This is a genomic window from Vogesella lacus, assembly GCF_979366295.1.
Genome location: NZ_CEETQT010000013.1, coordinates 14163 through 31872 on the forward strand (window position 1 = coordinate 14163; position 17710 = coordinate 31872).

Below are 17710 nucleotides of genomic sequence, written 5' to 3' on the forward strand. Positions count from 1 at the left end.
GGCCAACCTTGCAGTTGGTCTGAATATGTTTGCTGGTGCCCATGGGCAGAATTGAACTGCCGACCTCTCCCTTACCAAGGGAGTGCTCTACCCCTGAGCTACATGGGCGCTCAGACAAGGGCGCGATCATACCATCGCCCTATACATGCCGCAAGCTACTCAAAAAGTGCCAAAACTCAGGGTATCGCCGCTAGCCATAAAAGACAGATCCAATTCTTTAGCTGAATCACGCTCTGCCAGTTGCTTCTGTACCGCATCCTGATGTCTGGAAAGCTCGGCAAGACGTGGCAGGTGCTGCATCGACAACATCTGGCAATACACAAGGCCCATGGCACCCACTTCGCGCAGTCTCAGGTAATCACTATCCGACAAGGCATACAGCTTTTCCTCATCAACCCGATAAAGCCCCTGCAATAGCTGTTCACCGTTTTCGCCTTGTACCTTGACGTTCCAAGGAACAATCAGCTCAAGCTGCTGGAGCACTGCACACTGCTTTACAGTCAACAAGCGATTTTGTTCCAGAGCCTGCAAGAATTCGGCAATCTGCCGGATAAAAGGAGTTGGCTCGCCATCTTCCTGATAGAAAGCTTCTCCCTCGTCTGCCAGCAGCTGGCTATCCTCATCAAAGCACAGGATCTGTTTGCCTTCCCCACCGTCAACCGCACGAAACGGGTAACTACGATAAGCCGCCGGAACATATGGCATCAACCAAGAGCCATCAGGAGCAACCAACAGGTTTCTTTGCGCAGCCAAACCCTGCAGAGCGACCGGCACAAAACCCTCATCCTGAGGGATAAATGCCAGTGGCAAATGCACCATCGCTTTCGGCATCTCCTGAGTCACCAACTGGCACACCGTATCATTTGCCGTAAACGAATAATTACTTACCCGTTGCCAGTGCTTACCGGTAAACACCTGTCGGCTGATTGGTAGCAATTTGGCCATGATCAGGCTTTCTTGCTACGTGAGCGTGCCGCTTTTTTGGCAGGCGCTGGTGCTTCGCCTGCAGGAACTGCCGCAAGCAAGGCAGCCACATAGGCATTACGTGCAGTCTGCAACACTGCTTGCTGCTGCTGCAATCGGGTCAGTTCTGCATCTACAAACTGGATATTTGCCAGCTGCTGTCTGGCTTCCTCGCTCAAGCTATCCAAAGCGTAGGTCTTCTCATTAATGGTCACAGTAGACATGGATGTATTGGTTTATTCGCAAAAAAAAAGCATTCTAACAAAACAGGGCACCCGGGTTGCCCCCAAGTGCCCTGCCAGCATCAAACCTTTGAATCAAAACAAGGAAAAATCGCTGAAAATACTGCCACTGTAAGTACCGGTATTAACAATTTCAACGAATGCCTGAGTGGATACCACAATCGCCTGACTAATCATCTGATCGTTCATTAGCGGAGGATTTGCCTCATCAGCAAACACATTCACCAGCAAATCCGTGTAAGCCTTGATAGTTGCCGAGTCACCATTGGCAATTTGTGCCTGATGGGCAAGGACAAACTGCTGCAGATCAGTGATCTCTTGCATATCGATCGATTTGAGCGCCTTGATGATCGTGCCGTAGTACAGGCTTTCAATGGTCTCTCTTGTTGCTGGCAAATCGCCTAGCTGGGTAAATCCCAACTCTGCCGTAGTCAGGACACCATCTTCTACACCTGCATACTCGCTAATATCAAATGCATCGTTGTAATTGCCGGCACCTACTTTGGCAATTACCGCATCACGCAAGGCACTGGTAGACAGGCTGCCGCTATTGCTGTTCAGCGCAATGACCGCCAGAAACTGCTGTGAAGCGTCGTCAAGAATCGAAATGCCACTACTGTCGCCACCACCACCTGAATCACCACCACCATTACCACCATGCTGGGCATTCCAGTCATCGCTTAGCTTGTCCATCTGGTTAAGCAGGTTCGCCAGCGTAGATTTGGCCGAATCCAAAGTTGCTGCATCGCTTTTCACTGTCGAAAGAAAATCTCTGACCAGTTTGGCCGCATCATCACCGGCATAGCTCAAGGCACCACTATGCTGCTGATCTGTAAACTGTTTGGCGACGTTCAAGCGGTTGCTGATCGTTGTCGCATCATCACCTTGCGCACCATACAGCACATCCAGGGCAAGATTTGCCAGAGTACGGTGGCCGGCCTGCAATTCGGCAACCCACCAGTTCTTGCCCTCGGCTTCTGCCTGACGCCCGAGCAACTGCTGATAAATCCTGTCAACGCTGTCCGCAACACTGCTATTGCCATACAGCTGCTGTGCTTCCGCAGAGTTGGCAAAGGCATTGATGATGGCTGAAAAATCACCCGAAGCCTGAGCCAATTTATCAGACCAATACACCATCCCGTCATAATCTGCCGGGCGACCATAGTAGGCGATATAGACACGCTGAACGACATCAAAAAATTGGCTGGCCATAGTTGAGCTCCTGAATCATGAATCGACAAGACAAACTAGTACGTCATCAGCATTTCAATAAATAGGTGATTAGCAGATACATGACAATACTCAATTCGAGTTTTAGCCGAGTAGCCACACATCATCATCAATAATCGTACGCATGGCCGTAAGTGTCACGGTACCCACGCCAAAACTTCCCCCTACCGGATTGAACACATCCAGGAAAAAAGTCTCATCACCTTCCTGCACGGCATCACCCATGATCTCGACCGGAATAACCGCCTTATTCTCACCGGGGTAAAGCACCAGCTTGCCACTGGTCGCAAAATAATCTTCACCAGCCTTGGCACTACCATCACGGGTACGGTAATCCACGCTCAACAACTGGTTCTGATCGCTGCGAACCCCACTGAATTCCAGCAAAAAATAAGCCCGTACCGCCTGATCATTCCCTTCGGCAATACTCGTCTTCACATTAGCTACCGTAGTTGGGGCATCGAGATACTGCGCGCGCATATTCTGGTCAATCCACTGCTGGTAATAACTGACTTTTTGCCAGGCAGACAGCTCGCCGAAACTGGCATTATTGGTTACACCATCCGCATCTGGCTTCACCCCATCACGAGTCAGGCTGACGCCATAACTGGCAACCCCGGCGACCTTGCCAGCCAGAAAAGCCGGGCCACCGCTATCACCTCCGGTCAGGACACCTTCCTCCCAACCCAGACCACGATCGTGTATGCCCATAAAACGTCCGAGAGCATCCTGCGCCGGCAAGCCATTATCAAAATCAGCCATCAACTGGCTACCAGACAATGGTTTCCATGCCATCTCGTAACCAAACAGCTGCTTCATGGTTGCCGGATCTGTATCGAAACGGTTCTTCGCCCACTGGCGAATGGCTGGACCATCATAAAGCTCGTCAATGCCGGTGCGCCCGGTACCCGGTACGCCATACCCGACAAAGGTAAAATCTTGCAGCAACTCATTGCTGTCACGGTTTATATCGTAACGCTCTGCGGCCAACGGCGCCGCAGCATCCAGCCACAGCAAGGCCAGATCGTTATTGCCGTCATTATCATAAGCCGTGTGCAACAGCACCTTGCTGACGCCAAGCGTCTGGCTGCCTTTGGCGGTATCAAAACTGACGGTCGTCACGCCATCCGGAGCATCAAACAGATGTGCTGCCGTCAGCACGGCGCGTCCGTCAAACAGCAAAGAGCCTGTGCCGTAATAGCTGCCAACCGACACCCGCACCACACCATCCCAGCCCTCGCCGGTCAACGCCCGGTTACGCTCTTCAGCAAACGACAATACTGTTGCAACCATTGTTTTTCCTATCTGCGGCCAACATTCAAGCGGCCATCAGTGTGACAGGAAAACCATGTCATGGTAAGACAGAAAAACAATTAAAAATGACAAATGGCTTAAAAAAGTAAGGGTAATCAAGAGCATGCATGACCACAAAATGAAAAATCGCCGTCTGACACCAAAGTGCAAGACGGCGATTCCAGTTGTTTAATCAATCATTACTGATTGATCAATCCAACTTAGGCCAGAACGTTGATCAGCAGATCCAGGTTCACGGTACCAGTCAGCTTGACAACGGTATCAGCAGCATCGATCAGACCAGCAGTGCCGGCATCAACGAATACATAAGTGTCGCCACCGAAGGCAAATACCAGGTTATTGTCAGCGGAAGCCGCAGCATCCTTCAGCAGGAAGTCCAGATCGGTCTGGGTGCTGGTGAATGCCTTGTAAGTAGCAGCAGTGCCAACGTTCAGGTTGTCAGACTTGGCAGCATCAACCACTTTAGCATCAGCAGCGCTAGCAACCAGGTTCAGACCGGTAACCACATCCACCTTGCCGAAAGTAGAAGCATTGATGGTAACCACGTCCAGGCCAGCGCCCAGCTTGATGGTTTCAGCAGCAGTGTTGCTGGAAGTGTAGGTCAGACCGGTAGCAGCCTTGCCGTCAGTACCAACACTGTTCAGCGCGGAAGCGTCAACTGTAGCCAGCTTGGTGCCGTCAACGTTGGTCACGGTGGCCTTGCCGTTGCCGGACAGGGTCAGCGAAGCCAGGTCTTTCAGTGCATCAGCGCCAGTACCGTTAGCAACAGTTACCGAGTTAACAACCAGAGTGTCGTCGGTAGTAACCTTGGTACCCTTGGTGTCGTTGCTGTTGTTGATCACAACCGATACGGTCTTGGCTTCGCCAGTCACGGTCAGGTTGTTGGCAGCAGGAACGTTGCCATCGTTGGCAGCAACAGTCAGCTTGGCAGTTTCAGCCAGAACCTTAACGGTGCCGGTGGCTTTTTCGGTAACAGACACGGTACCTGCGTAGGTGATCGGGTCAGTAACAGTAGCAGCCTTGTAACCATCAGCAGTCACGGTAGCGTTGCCGTTAGCCACGATAGCCTGGGAGCCCACGCCCTTGATAGCCGAACCAGCGTTCAGGTCAACGGTGGTGTAGGCAGCGGCCAGTTGCTTGGCGTCCAGATCGGTAACAACGACACCGCCAGTCAGCTTCAGCGTTTCGAAGTTGGTGATCACCTTGTTGAACACGATGTAGTCGTCAGCAACGTAAGCAGCCTTGGCAGCCAGGCTGATGGTGTCGGTACCAGCGCCACCATCGACCTTGTCGGTGGTCTTGATGGTGCCAGTCACCACTGCGGAGTCATCACCTTCGCCAGCAGCAACGGTGTAGGTAACAACGGATTCTGTGACGATGTTCAGATTGATGGTGTCCTTGCCAGCGCCTGCATCAACGTTGACAGCCACGGCAGAAGCAGCGCCTTTGGTCACGTTAACGGTCAGGGTGTCATCGCCTGCGCCAGTGGACAGGGAAGCAGCCTTGACATCAGCAGTACCAGCAAAGGCGATGGTAGCAGTGTCAGCACCAGCACCGGTCTTAACGGTAGCAACGGTGTTGGCAGCAACGTAGGTCAGGTCGCCAGTGCTGGCGGAAGCGTCAACGGTAGACACTTTCTTGGTGCCAGCGCCGTCAGTTACGGTCAGGGTGGACTTGATGCCGCTGTTTACGGACAGGGTCTCAACGTCTTTACCAACGGTAACAGCCAGAGTCTTGGCAGCAACGGAACCATTGCTGTCAGTATCTTTAACGGTGCCAGTTACTTTCACGCTGTTCAGGGTGCCAGTAGCAGAGCCGGCAACAGTCAGAGTACCGCCTTCGCTAACGTTGTCGAAAGCAACAGTAGCGGTAGCAGCAGCGTCAGCAGCAGTTACGCTCAGGTCGCCAGTAGTGGCCTTGAAGCCGGCAGTAGTAGTAGCAGCCAGCTTGGTCACAGCTGCAGCAGCGGAATGCTGCCACAGTTCGGTTACGCCTTCGAACTTGGAAGCATCACCAAAAGCAGCGGCTGCGCCGTTGTTGTTGTAGATGTTCACAACTTCAACGTTTTTCACGGAGTTGGTAGCCGCGAAAGTTTTGTTCAGATCAGTAGCAGCTGCCGGAGTACCAATTACCTTGTTATCGGTATAGATGTGCAGCGTATCTTTACCGGCACCACCATCGATGGTGTCAAAGGAAGTCAGAGTGGATGCATCAGAGCCATCAGCCTTGATAGTCAGAGCAGTGATGGTGTCGTTACCGGCAGTACCAGTGATGGTGTCGGCACCAACGGTCAGGCTGAAAGTCTGGCCCGGGTTGCTGTTGGAACCAGTCAGACCGGAAACGGAAGTCTGAGCAGCTTCAGCAGTCGGTACGGTAGCGGTGTCAGCAGTCACGACTTTCAGGAAGTCACGAGCTTGCTGGGCAGCGGTGTCGCCAGTGTAGGACAGAACTTCAGCAGCAGTGTCGATAGCAGCAGTGAACACTTTGGCAGCAGCCAGCTTGTTCGCTACAACTTTAGCGTCGTCACCAGTGGTAGCGCCGTCCAGAATGCGCTGAGCCAGGGAAGCCAGGGAGTATTCGCCGTTGGCAACTTTTTGCGCGTAGAAGTTCAGACCGGTAACGTCAGCGTCACGACCCAGGATGTTCTTGAATACGTTGTTCACCTGAGTAACGGTGGACACGTTGCCGTAGATGGACTGGGCTTCGGCGGAAGAACCGAAAGCGTTAACTACGGACTGGATGTCGCCCTTGGCAGCATCGATTTTCTCAGCCCAGTAGTTCAGGCCAACGGTGTCAGCCGGACGACCATAGTAAGCAACATACAGTTTCTGAACTGCGTCGAAGTATGCAGAAGCGGCCATTGAAGGCTCCTCTCTATAAAGCGGTTGTTGGGTGAAACACTTGATCAAGTATTCCGTCGAAGATCTTTCGACTCTGCGGATTATAGTGGCGTTGCGTCAAAAGCGGTGTGATGTTCGTCACATGCAATGTTGATTTGTATACAAGGAAAATGTTGGCCGCAAAGCCTTGTGTACCAAGGATTGATGACTACCAGATATGGTGTGTCAATGCAGTTAATTATTCACAAGGCATTATCGGAGAACTCTGCTTCAGCGCTTTTTTACCCTGAAACAGGTGGCTATCCGTGGCGGTTTACCAGCTTTTTTTCCAGCCAAGACGCCACTCATGGCTGGCAATATCGTATAGCGCGATATTGCTGCGCTGGGATTTGCGCAGCCAGGCCAGCTGCCAGCTGCTGTCCGCGCTGGCCAGCCACTGTAATGTCAACGCACTGTTGAAGGTCTGATCTGTACGGCGCGTGTCGCCAAACAGCCCGCTGAATGCTTCTGACTGCACTTCCTTGCGCCAACCGGTTTCAGCCTGCAGTACCAGCCGAGGAGCCAGCAGCCACTGCGCCTGCAGATTGATATCCGTGCGCTGGCGCTGGCCGCCGGGCCGATTCCCCAGTGCCTGATCTTTGGCAAGACTGACATCCAGCTGCCATTGCTGGCGTGCCATAGGCAGCCGATAACTGGCACCGACTTGCCAGACGCGGTTGCTGTTGGCCGCATCTTGCGGATGACGCTTTTGTTGCAAGCCGGCATTCAGCCATAGCTGGCCGGTCAGCAGCGCTTGCTGCCACGCCACGCTGCTGCTGCCGGCCTGATAGAGGGTATTCGCGTTTTGAAAGCTTTGCCCCAGCTGGGCGTTGAGATGCACGGTGCCGTAAGTACGCGGCCATTGCCAGCTAGCGCCACCGAGTATCAGTGCCTGGTTGGCATCGCGCTCGGTTTGCCATTGACGCTGATACAGCAGCAGGTAGCGGCGATGGTTGTCAGACAGGCGCTGTACATCGGCCTGGTATTGCCACTCGGCATAGCCATCGGCACGGGCCAGGTAGTACGGGTCCAGCTCGCCAAAGTCGAACTGGCTGTTGGACAGCCCCTGATTGGCATTGTTGCTGCGGCCCAGCCCTGCGCTGAAGCTGTGCTGCCAGTGCCATTCGGGTGGCGGCTCAAGGGCTTCGAGATAATGTTGTACCAGCTCGGCTATCGGCTGCGGAATAGCCGCCAGGCGGGACAGATCGTTGAAGCTGGCGCGCGCGCCATCGAGATCGCCCTGTTCGTACTGGCTAATGGCCTTGTCTAGCCGTGCGCCGGCATGGGCAGGATTGGCCGCAATGGCGGCGTCAAACAGCCGGATGGCCAGGGTGTAATCCTGCACCTTGTAGGCGGCCACGCCTTGCAGATACAGCGAATCGGCAGCCGTGCTGTCTGCCATCACCGGCAGACTGGCCAGCAACAACACGGTGGCGAGCAGCTTTTTCATAGCGGGCTGGCCACCTGCACCGCCTGCTGGCGACCACGCAATTGCTGACGACCATGGCTGGCGAGGACGGCGTGCTGCAACTGCCGGCAGGTTTCCTCGCCCAGCAGGATGTCCACCCCCAGATCGCGGCTGCGCTCTTGCAGACGGGCAGCCAGATTGACGGTGTCGCCGACTGCGGTATAGGCGCGGCGCTGGCGGCTACCCATATTGCCGACTGCGGCCGGGCCACTATTGATACCGATACTGAAGGTGATGGCTGGCAGGCCGTGTGCGGCCAACTCTGCATGCAGTTGCGGCAGATGCTGGCGAATGGCAAGGGCGCAGGCCACGGCGGCATCGGCGTGCGCGGCATTGGCTTGCGGCGCGCCCCAGAAGGCCATGATGGCATCGCCGATAAATTTGTCGAGCGTGCCTTGCTGTTGCTGGATGTGCTGCGCTAGGTAGTCCATCACGATGTTAAGAAGTTGGGCCAGTTGCTCGGGGCTGAGCTGTTCGGCAATCGGGGTAAAGCCGCGGATATCGGCAAACATCACGCTGATATTATGCCTTTGCGCTTTCAATTGGCGTGGATCGGCGCCGGATTCTACCAGTTGTAACAGCACTTCGCGTGGCAGATAGGCGCTGAACTGGCGAAAAAGTCGCTGTTCTGCCAGCTGCGCGGCAATGCTTTGCCAAGTATTGCGCAATGGCAGCAACAAGAGCAGACAGGCCAACAACGGCAAGGCGGGCAGATCGATGCCGCGCTGCCAGTACCACCACACCAGCAGCAGCCAGCCAAGGTTGGCAGCCAGTGCCAACAGCAGCAGACGACGTGGATGGCGGCGACTGCCACCGGGCAGCAGCAGCCAGCACAGGGCAAAGGTTGCCGACAGCGCCAGTGCGACAGCCCACGACGGGCGCTGCGGGGTATTTTGCTGCAAGAGCATGTCGAGCACGGCCGCGTGAATCTGCACGCCGGCCAGCCGACTGGCCACCGGAGTGGACACCAGATCGCCCAGCCCGGCAGCAGACGAGCCAATCAGCACGATACGGTTTTGCAGCAGGCTGGCCGGCAACGTGCCATCCAGCACTTTGGCTGCCGGGTATTGTGGCGCAGGGTTGGCCGCAAAGTGCAGGCGCAGACTGCCATCTTCCTGCAACGGCAGGCTCAGGCCGCTCAGACTGTGCTGCAATTGCCCCTTGCTGTATTGCCAGCTGGCGGCATGAGGCAGGCTGCCGCTGAGAGCGTCGAATACGCCCAGCGCCAGCGAGGGATAACATTGCTGCCGGTATTGCAGCAGCGGCAAGGCGCGGCGGATATTACCGTCGGCATCAATCAGCGGCGAGATATGGCCGCCACGCGGAATCGGGCCAAATGTCGGGCTGACGCCCAGCCAGCCTATAGCCTCGGGCACGCTGATGCCGGCCGGACAGGCCTGACCGGGCAAGAGCTGGCCAAAGCCGCGGCCGGGGTTGGCCGCATCTTGGTCAAACACCTGGGCAAACACGAGGGGAAATTGCTGTGCGAGACGGCCGAGACGGACATCACCAGCCGGCGGGGTGCCGGCCTCGGGAAACAGGATATCCAGCCCGACAGCCGCAACCTGGTACTGACTGAACAGCTTATCCACCAGCGTGGCCACCGTGTCACGCGGCCACGGCCAGCGGCCAACACTGGCAAGACTGCTGTCGTCGATATCAATGATGGCGATGGTGTCGCTGGCATTGGTGCGGGGCAACCATTGCCACTGCAAGTCTTGCAAACGCTCGCGCCAGACATAGGCCTGCCCCAGCCCGATCGGGCCGAATGCCAGCCAAGCAAACAGCGAGGTCAGCGCTGCTGCCAGCAGCGATCGTTTGAGCAGGGAGAACAAGACAGTAGCGGCATCAATAAGGAATGCCGCTACCTTAGCACGTTGGCCGCATCAGCGCTGCCAGCTGGTGGCGCCGGAGATTTGATTGCCATCTGGCAATTTCTGCTGGAAAACGTAACCGGCTTGCTTGCCATCACCGGACAAGGCGCCACTCAAGGTCATGGTGTTGCCATTCCAGTACTGCAAGGCATCCAGCTTGCCATCAGCACTGATCCCACCTGTCGCGCCAAGCTGTGCCGCTTGTACCAGCCCCCCACCTTGGACTTGCAAGGCAGTTGAAAATTCTTTGCTGGCAAAATCGATACTCAACCTCGCCTGACTGACTGTCAGCGTACCAGCCTGCGCCGAGTCCTGGCTCTGTAATACCGCGTTGGCAGCATTCAGTTTGAACTCAAACCGACCACGTTCAGGCAATGCCATCTCTCCGCCAGTTCGATACAAGGTATCTTGCAGACCTTGCGCCAGCATCAGACGATCAGCACTGCCATCTTGCAATTTATCCGCCCAACGCCCCCACTCGAGTTGCGCCAGCTTCTTGCCCGGATTCTGCTGTTGCAAAAGCTTGTTATCCACACCTTGTACGGTTTTTTGCAAAACATCCTGATAATCGACACTGGATGTCTTGCTGACCTTGCCTTCAAGCGACTGCTGCTCTTCCGGCAAAGCCGGGGCGATGGACTCGGGCAGCAAGGTGCCGGTCTTGTCCTGCCTCAGCATCGGCTTGTTGTCATGACTGCGCACCTGCAGCAAGGCGCTGTTGTTGCCGGCATATAAATCAGCCACCGAGCTGCCACTGCAAGGGCCGAGTGCCGCGGCCACGCAACTGGCGGTGAACGGCGACACCGCCACGCCGCCGCTGCGCACGGCAACGCGGGTTTCGTTATTACTGGTGTACACCGTGAAGTCGGTGCCGCGAATGCCGATGGCCGCCACCGGGGTGCTGAGGCGGAACTTGTCCTTGGCCATTTCGCCGCCCTTGCCCGTCACACTGCGCACCACGCCGGATTTCAGCTCGAAACGGATCGCGTTTTCTTTCGGATTCTGCGCGGAGTAGTGGTACTGATGAATCAGCAAGCGGGACGTTGGCCGCACGCTGACAAAACCGGCATCGACTGTCTTGAGATGGATATGGCCGTTATTGCCTGTCAGCAATTCGTCGCCGGCAAACACCTTGTCACCACGCTGCAAGGGACGCAATTGGCCATTCTGGCTGATTTTGACATTGCCGATGGCAAACACAACCTCTGCCGCCTGATCGCCAGCCAGCACGCCGGTACTGGCAAACAGCAAGCCCAGTGCCATGAGGGAAAGACGGATCGGGGAACGGGATTTCATGTCAAGATTTCCGCAGCGGGGAGTGAGCAATAACAGCTTAATTGTATTGATTTTCTGCCGCCGCAACCGCCTAGCTTGACGGAAAGTGTAACAACCATCACATTACGCCGCATGATCAATGCCAACCTTCTTTCCACTGTCAGCCTGTTCGCCAAACTGGATAGCGACAACCTGACCTGGCTCTCGGGCAAATGCCACTTGCGTGAATTTGCAAAGGGCGGCGTCGTCCTGAACAAAAATGAGGCTAGTTGCGATTTGATGTTCCTGCTGCAAGGGCAGCTGGTCGTCACCGATTTGACCCAGGATGGCAATGAGATCGGCCTGCACATCATCAAACCTGGCGCGTCGTTTGGCGAAATCTCCGCAATTGATGGCCTGCCGCGCGCGGCTTCCGTCAAAGCCATGGATAATTCCATCGTCGGCTATCTGCCGCGGCAAGACTTCGAGCAATTGCTGATGCGTGCGCCTCAAGTTGCCAGCCAGTTATTGCAGCAGTTTGCCTCAGTCATCCGCGCCAACAACCGCCAACGGGTGATTCTGTCGATCAATAATGTGCAACGCCGCGTGGCCGCATTACTGCTCAGCTACTCCAAACCCGATGGCAGCAAGAACAACCTGATTATCACCCGCTTGCCGACTCAGCAAGAGTTGGCCGCAATGGCCAACACGACCCGCGAATCGGTATCCCGCGTCATCAATGCGTTGGTCGAGCAAGGCCTGATCGAGAAAAAAGGCCGTGACCTGCGCATCGTGCAACCCGAAGAAATGAACCGGCTGATTCAGAACAGCGAAGTCAAACCTGCCGGGAATTGATGTCTTGGTAGACGCACCAGCATACTTTTCTTTGCCAAAGTAGCACCCTCATACAGCCTTCTGCTTTGAGTCTCCAGGCTTGCCTGCCTTGCGGTGACACCCGTCTGAAAAGCCAAGAATGCCATTCAAATTACCCATGAATTTTTGTACAATTCAATTCAAATAAATACGCACAACCATGCTTTTTTATTTCATAAAATTGTCAGATTTCCATGGATAACCTTTGCTAGTTCATAACAAATTTGTACGTCTATCATTATGGCCGGCCGGGTTGCTGGCCATAATGCTATATAGCGGCTATCTGCTGGAAGCCATTGCGATTGACCGGGCACTATATGCTGATGGTGCCAATTTTTTTGTTGCCTTGCTCGCAGACAGCCAAGGCTGGCCATTGGCCGATGATGGCAAACATATCCGGCTAATGGCGAATATGGTGAACCAACTGCCGGCAGCATTGGCGTTGCAGTCTGGCATAACTGATATACCGCTGCTGCGCAGCCTGTTTGGCGCAGGACTGTTCCTGATGCCACCATTCGTCTATCTGCTTTGCCTGTGGCTGGCGCAACGTGCCGCCGACTACCGACTGACATTACCAGCGCTGGCCGGCATGGTGAGCTGTGCCATTCCATCAGAAATGTTCATCCTCAACCAGGCGCTGCTGGCCCTGCCACTATGCTGGCTGTTACTGCACTACCTGCTGCTGGATTTGCGTTTACAGTGGCGCGACTATCTATTGATAACATTCACCGCAGCCATCCTGTTCCGCTCCCATGAGAGCATGGCTTTGTGGGGGGGCGGTCTGGCAGGAGCCGCAGTGCTGGCTGGCTGGCAACGAGGCTGGCCACCACACCGGTTAATGATCGCGATCGTCGGACTGGCACAGGCAGCCTTCGTGTTTTACTGGCAAGCGAGTCATCCTGTCGCCGCACAGACTGATGCCTTTCTGCAGTTGCTGACGCTGGCTGATCCTGCCGAGTTATGGCAAGGCAACACCCGCCTCAGTGTGCTGTTCATCGGACTGCTATTGGCTGCGGGACTGTGGCAGTTCAACAGCGAAAAAGAGGGCTGGCCCGTACGGACTGCGGTCTTGCTGTTTAGCATTCTTGCCATTTTCCTGCTGTACAGCAGCCTTGCCTTGTGGCGTAAACCCGAACTTGCCGACCCGAGCCGCGAGTATAGCTACCGTTTCCTGATTACGTTCGGAGGCAGCCTGTGGCTTGTATTGGGCGTATTGTGGCAACTGTATGGCCCTCGTCCACAGACCATGCTGCTACGCAAGCTCTGGCTGGCATTGTTTGTTGGTCTGGCCGCTGCATCCATCTGGCAACTGGCCAATAATCGCTACTGGCAACAATTCAGTGAAGCGGTACAAACCGTCCAGGCCACATCCGCCTCGCCATTGCTGGACCCGCAACAGGTTGCCACCCGTCTGGCCGCAACAGGCCAACCTACCGCCTACCGCTATCGCTGGAACTGGGCATGGCCGGTATTGGGCATGAGCATGCAAGCGAATGGTCGCGTACAGAAACTATTCCGCCCGGAAACCCATACTGAGGCTTTCGATCCCCCACGGCGCATTCCTTTCATTCCGATGCATGGTGGTGATTTGCCGGGCACCCGTCTGGGGCTATTCAACTTGGACAGCTGGCAGACAAACGCCGGCTCAATGCGATGAAACGGTTTCTCGGTTTTGCCCTGGTATCAGGAGGTGGATGGCTGCTGGATATGCTGGCTTATACCTGGCTGACTCAAGCACTCAGTACGCCCGCTGTTGCGGCCAACTTGGTCTCATCCTTTCTTGGTGTCAGCTATGTCTGGCTGCTGGCACTCAATCGCGTTTTCGAGCGCGGCCAATACGGCCTGTCAGGCTATCTGCTGGCGTACTGGGCTTACCAGGCGCTATCCATCAGCCTTTACTCCCTGCTGATCAACAGCCTGACAAGCAACCTGTGGCTGCAAGACTTGAGTGGCAACCTGATACCAGCTGCCGTTACGGCCAAGATACTGGCCACACCGCTGAATCTGCTCAGCAATTACGCCTTCATGCACTGGCTGACCGGAAGCATGCGGGCACCGAATGGAGCTCAATCAAATTGAAACCGAAAATCCTGGTTTTCATCCCCGCCTATCGTTGTGAAGCACAAATCGGCCGCGTATTAGCCCAGTTCGATGATGCTATCCAGTCGTGGATCGATACCGTGCTGGTAGTAGACAACCGTTCTCCGGATAACACGCTCGCAGCCGCGATTGCTGCGGGTGAGCGATATCTGCACCGCAGTCATTTCCTCGCTTGGCAAAACAACGACAATTATGGGCTTGGCGGCTCGCACAAGGCGGCGATCCGCTATGCCGTCGAACACGATTTTGATTATCTGGTAGTACTGCACGGTGATGACCAGGCTGATATCCGCGATCTGCTACCGCAGCTGCAGGCTGCCGCGTATCAGGATGCCGACTGCCTGCTTGGTGCGCGTTTCATGCCTGGCAGCCGTTTGCAGGGCTACTCGCTGCTTCGCACGGTAGGTAACCGTGTCTACAACAGCCTGTTCTCGCTGGTTGCCGGCCGACGCATTTACGACCTGGGTTCCGGCCTCAACCTGTATCGCGTTACCAGCCTGAGAGAGTTCTATTACAAGACCTTCCCGGACGATCTGACCTTCAACTATGTGATGCTGCTGGGCAGCTATCACCGTCGCCAGCGTGTACGGTTTTTCCCGATCAGCTGGCGCGAAGAAGACCAAGTATCCAATGTCAGGCTGTTCCGCCAGGCGTTCAAGGTTTTGCGCCTGCTGGCTGGCTATGCCACTCAACGCGGCCGCTTTCTGACCAGCGAGCTGCGAGGCATACGTTTTGACAGTTACAGCGGGAAGATCCTTCATCAGCAAACCGGCAAAGCACGATGAGTCATCATCACTCTTTGACTATTGCACTGATCATGCTGTTTGGCGGCTGGTTGTGGCATGCGTGGCCGGAGCTGGTCGGCTTGTCGGCACTACCAGACTTTGTACTGGTAATGCTGGTCTATCTTGCCGCACATTTACTGCGCATGCTGCGACTGGGCTTGCTGACGCTGGACCAGCGTAACAGCCTGTGGCCGATGGCTGCCGCCCATGCATTGACCGCCTTCCCCAGCAGTTTTCTGCCGTTCAAACTGGGTGAGATCCTGCGTTTGCTGGCTTTTTTCAGAGTATTACCCAACCGGCAAAAGGCTGTGGCCGTCTGGCTGGCAGAACGACTGGGCGACTTGATGGTGTTGAGCATCATCATCCTCGGCCTTTACCTGTTCGACTTTCCGCTACCGCCGGCCCTGCATGCTGTTTTGCTGCTGTTTGTCAGCATCAGCATGTTCAGCCTGTTTACGCTGTTGTCACTAAGCCGCCTGTGCCATTACCTGAACCGCTATCTGGTACTGGGTAGCCACAGCAAACATGGTTTTTACCTGCTGCGGGCCAGCCATGCCCTCCTGCTGCTGGAACGTGCGCTACGCCAGTCGCTGGATGGCCGTATCGGCGGTTTTCTGCTGCTGACCATGCTGATCTGGACTGCTGAAATCACTGCACTGGGCCTGTTCCTGCGTCATGCGGCCAACCCTGGTGGCGAATTCTCTTCATTATTCCTGGATAGCCTGCTGGCCAGCCTGCCACTGGCCGGACAGTATGTCCCCGCTTTTGGCCAGTATCAACTACTGGCATTGGGGCTGCTATGCATGGTCAGCATCTTGCTGAGCAGACAGGTGCGCAGCCACAACTTGCAGAAAGCTCATCATGGTGCATGATCCGAATCGATTGATCCTGGTGCTGGATGATCGCGAAATCGTCAGTGACGAAGTGGCGCAGATGGTCGGCAAACGCCGCTACGGCGACATCATTTACCGACGCCAAGCCTTGCATCAGCATTTTCTCCAGGCACTGCCGCAATGGGCAAAAAACAGCTTGCTGCATCTGCGAAACACAGACGATATCAACGCCTTGCATGCCCGCTTGCTGGCCAGCCCGGAAGACTGCGCAATCTGCGTGATTGCCGGTCGGGCCGGCTTCAGCCATACCGAACGCTTGGGGCAACTGATTGCCCGCCTGCCGTATGCAAATGAAGACTTTACCGACCGGCTTTATCAGCCCTTGCTGGTCTATCTGAAAAATGCACACCAGTTGGTCAGCCAGTGGCCGGCTTTTACTGCAAGCCCGCTACACCGTTGGCCGCAGGCCTGGCAAGGCAGCCAGCGCCTGCAGTCTTTATCCGTGCTCGACCTGGGCAGGATTCGCGATTTCCTGTCATTCAATAGTGGCGCCACAGCAACCCGCCACTTCAATGAAGTGCAGATTGACGACTACTACTACACCAAACGGTCAGCGGATAAGCAAAAGATACAGGCTGAATATGCGTTCTACGAACTGGTGCCCGAGCGTTTGCGACCCTGGCTGGTACAGCCTTTCGACTTTCGCGACGAGGGCAATACCGCCAGCTATCGCATGTTGCGTTATTACCTTGCCGACACCGCCCTGCAATGGGTGCATGCAGCATTTGACGAAGACAGCTTTGCCGCCTTTGTTGATCGCATGCTGTTCTTTCTGGCCGAACGGCCACGCCAGAACCAGTCGCGCAGTGAAGTTTCAGCCATGGCACGGACGCTGTTTGTCGAAAAAGTCGAGGCTCGTGTTGCCGCTTTTCTGGCCAGCGACAGCGGTCGCCAGATCAACCGGCTGGTAGCCGGCAGCGATCCCGCACTGGATCTGCAACAGCAGCTGGCGCGTTACTTGCGTTTGTATGCACGCCATGAAAAAGCTTTTGCTCTTGATTATCTGGTCATTGGTCACGGCGACCCGTGTTTTTCCAATGTGTTGTATGACCCGCAACGTTACTTGCTGAAACTGATAGATCCCAAGGGTGCACTGGATGAGAGCAGCCTGTGGACACATCCGCTGTACGACCTGTGCAAACTGTCGCACAGCGCACTCGGTGATTATGACTTCATCAATAATGGCCAGTATCAGTTGTTGCTCGACGGACAAAACCGTTTGCAATTGCAATTGGCGGCTTATCGTCATGATGGATTAAAGGCACTGTTCCGCCGGCAAGTTATCGCCAGTGGCGTTGACCTGCGCATCATGCGCCTGGGCGAAGCCTCGCTCTTCCTGTCCATGCTGCCATTGCATGGCGACCACCCCAACAAGATCACGGCCTTCCTGCTGAAAGCCGCACAAATCCTCGACGAGGTTGAATTTGACTGACTTCCCACTGCCGGACGACACAAGACAAGACGCGATGCTGGTTGTAGATATAGATGGCACCCTATGCGATATCCGCCAGCCTGGCCAAAGCTATGCCGAACTGCAACCACGCCATGACATGCTGGCCAGACTCCGCGAGTACCAGGCTCGCGGTTACCGCATTCTGCTGTTCACTGCCCGCAATATGCATACCCACAGCGGCAATCTCGGCCTGATCAACAAACATACCGCTCCCGTCCTGCTGGATTGGCTGGCCCGATGGGATGTGCCCTACGACGAGTTACTGTTCGGCAAACCCTGGCCACGCAACAAGGGGTTTTATATTGACGATCGCGCCATTCGCCCGGACGAGTTCCTGCGTCTGTCCGAGTCAGAAATCCATCAACTACTAGGGCAGGAGTAA

Annotated in this window: 15 protein-coding genes and 1 tRNA gene; 7 read left to right on the top strand and 9 right to left on the bottom strand. The window is 55.4% G+C overall.

Annotation, left to right across the window (positions count from 1 at the left end):
• Positions 1-33: 33 nt before the first annotated feature.
• The 9 genes from ACZ9W6_RS15790 to ACZ9W6_RS15830 all read right to left on the bottom strand — a co-directional run bounded on the left by ACZ9W6_RS15790 (position 34) and on the right by ACZ9W6_RS15830 (position 11266).
• Positions 34-108: transfer RNA gene (locus ACZ9W6_RS15790), tRNA-Thr, on the bottom strand.
• Between the two features lie 51 nt (positions 109-159).
• A complete protein-coding gene (locus ACZ9W6_RS15795) occupies positions 160-945 on the bottom strand; it encodes a SapC family protein (protein WP_465192135.1) in 786 nt (261 codons plus the stop codon).
• 2 nt (positions 946-947) lie between these two features.
• The gene (locus ACZ9W6_RS15800; RefSeq protein ID WP_465192136.1) at positions 948-1187 is read right to left on the bottom strand and encodes a hypothetical protein; all 240 of its coding nucleotides are present in this window, start codon (positions 1185-1187) and stop codon (positions 948-950) included.
• 93 nt (positions 1188-1280) lie between these two features.
• Positions 1281-2417: a DUF4214 domain-containing protein gene (locus ACZ9W6_RS15805; RefSeq protein WP_465192137.1), complete on the bottom strand. Its 1137-nt coding sequence runs from the start codon at positions 2415-2417 to the stop codon at positions 1281-1283.
• A gap of 102 nt (positions 2418-2519) precedes the next feature.
• Positions 2520-3728: a Calx-beta domain-containing protein gene (locus ACZ9W6_RS15810; protein ID WP_465192138.1), complete on the bottom strand. Its 1209-nt coding sequence runs from the start codon at positions 3726-3728 to the stop codon at positions 2520-2522.
• A 221-nt stretch (positions 3729-3949) separates the two neighbouring features.
• Positions 3950-6610 (bottom strand): beta strand repeat-containing protein, encoded by a 2661-nt coding sequence (locus ACZ9W6_RS15815; protein WP_465192139.1) that lies wholly within the window; start codon positions 6608-6610, stop codon positions 3950-3952.
• 292 nt (positions 6611-6902) lie between these two features.
• Positions 6903-8078 (bottom strand): tetratricopeptide repeat protein, encoded by a 1176-nt coding sequence (locus tag ACZ9W6_RS15820; RefSeq protein ID WP_465192141.1) that lies wholly within the window; start codon positions 8076-8078, stop codon positions 6903-6905.
• Entirely contained in the window at positions 8075-9931 is a 1857-nt protein-coding gene (locus tag ACZ9W6_RS15825; protein ID WP_465192142.1) for a CHASE2 domain-containing protein, read from the bottom strand. Before ACZ9W6_RS15825 ends, ACZ9W6_RS15820 begins: the two co-directional genes overlap by 4 nt.
• Before the next feature lie 51 nt (positions 9932-9982).
• Complete coding sequence (locus ACZ9W6_RS15830) at positions 9983-11266, bottom strand: FecR family protein (protein WP_465192143.1); 1284 nt, start codon at positions 11264-11266, stop codon at positions 9983-9985.
• 111 nt (positions 11267-11377) lie between these two features.
• Between ACZ9W6_RS15830 and ACZ9W6_RS15835 the strand changes: the two genes are divergently transcribed.
• The 7 genes from ACZ9W6_RS15835 to ACZ9W6_RS15865 all read left to right on the top strand — a co-directional run bounded on the left by ACZ9W6_RS15835 (position 11378) and on the right by ACZ9W6_RS15865 (position 17710).
• A complete protein-coding gene (locus ACZ9W6_RS15835) occupies positions 11378-12079 on the top strand; it encodes a Crp/Fnr family transcriptional regulator (RefSeq protein WP_465192203.1) in 702 nt (233 codons plus the stop codon).
• Positions 12080-12602: 523 nt separating this feature from the next.
• Positions 12603-13754, top strand: a complete 1152-nt coding sequence (locus ACZ9W6_RS15840) for a hypothetical protein (protein WP_465192144.1) — start codon at positions 12603-12605, stop codon at positions 13752-13754.
• Positions 13751-14176 carry a GtrA family protein gene (locus ACZ9W6_RS15845; protein WP_465192145.1) on the top strand — a complete coding sequence of 142 codons (426 nt, stop codon included), beginning with the start codon at positions 13751-13753 and terminating at the stop codon, positions 14174-14176. Before ACZ9W6_RS15840 ends, ACZ9W6_RS15845 begins: the two co-directional genes overlap by 4 nt.
• Complete coding sequence (locus ACZ9W6_RS15850; RefSeq protein ID WP_465192146.1) at positions 14173-14982, top strand: glycosyltransferase family 2 protein; 810 nt, start codon at positions 14173-14175, stop codon at positions 14980-14982. The genes ACZ9W6_RS15845 and ACZ9W6_RS15850 overlap by 4 nt, the downstream gene beginning before the upstream one ends.
• Positions 14979-15854: a hypothetical protein gene (locus ACZ9W6_RS15855; RefSeq protein WP_465192147.1), complete on the top strand. Its 876-nt coding sequence runs from the start codon at positions 14979-14981 to the stop codon at positions 15852-15854. The genes ACZ9W6_RS15850 and ACZ9W6_RS15855 overlap by 4 nt, the downstream gene beginning before the upstream one ends.
• The gene (locus ACZ9W6_RS15860) at positions 15844-17307 is read left to right on the top strand and encodes a hypothetical protein (protein ID WP_465192148.1); all 1464 of its coding nucleotides are present in this window, start codon (positions 15844-15846) and stop codon (positions 17305-17307) included. Before ACZ9W6_RS15855 ends, ACZ9W6_RS15860 begins: the two co-directional genes overlap by 11 nt.
• Entirely contained in the window at positions 17300-17710 is a 411-nt protein-coding gene (locus tag ACZ9W6_RS15865) for an HAD family hydrolase (protein ID WP_465192149.1), read from the top strand. The genes ACZ9W6_RS15860 and ACZ9W6_RS15865 overlap by 8 nt, the downstream gene beginning before the upstream one ends.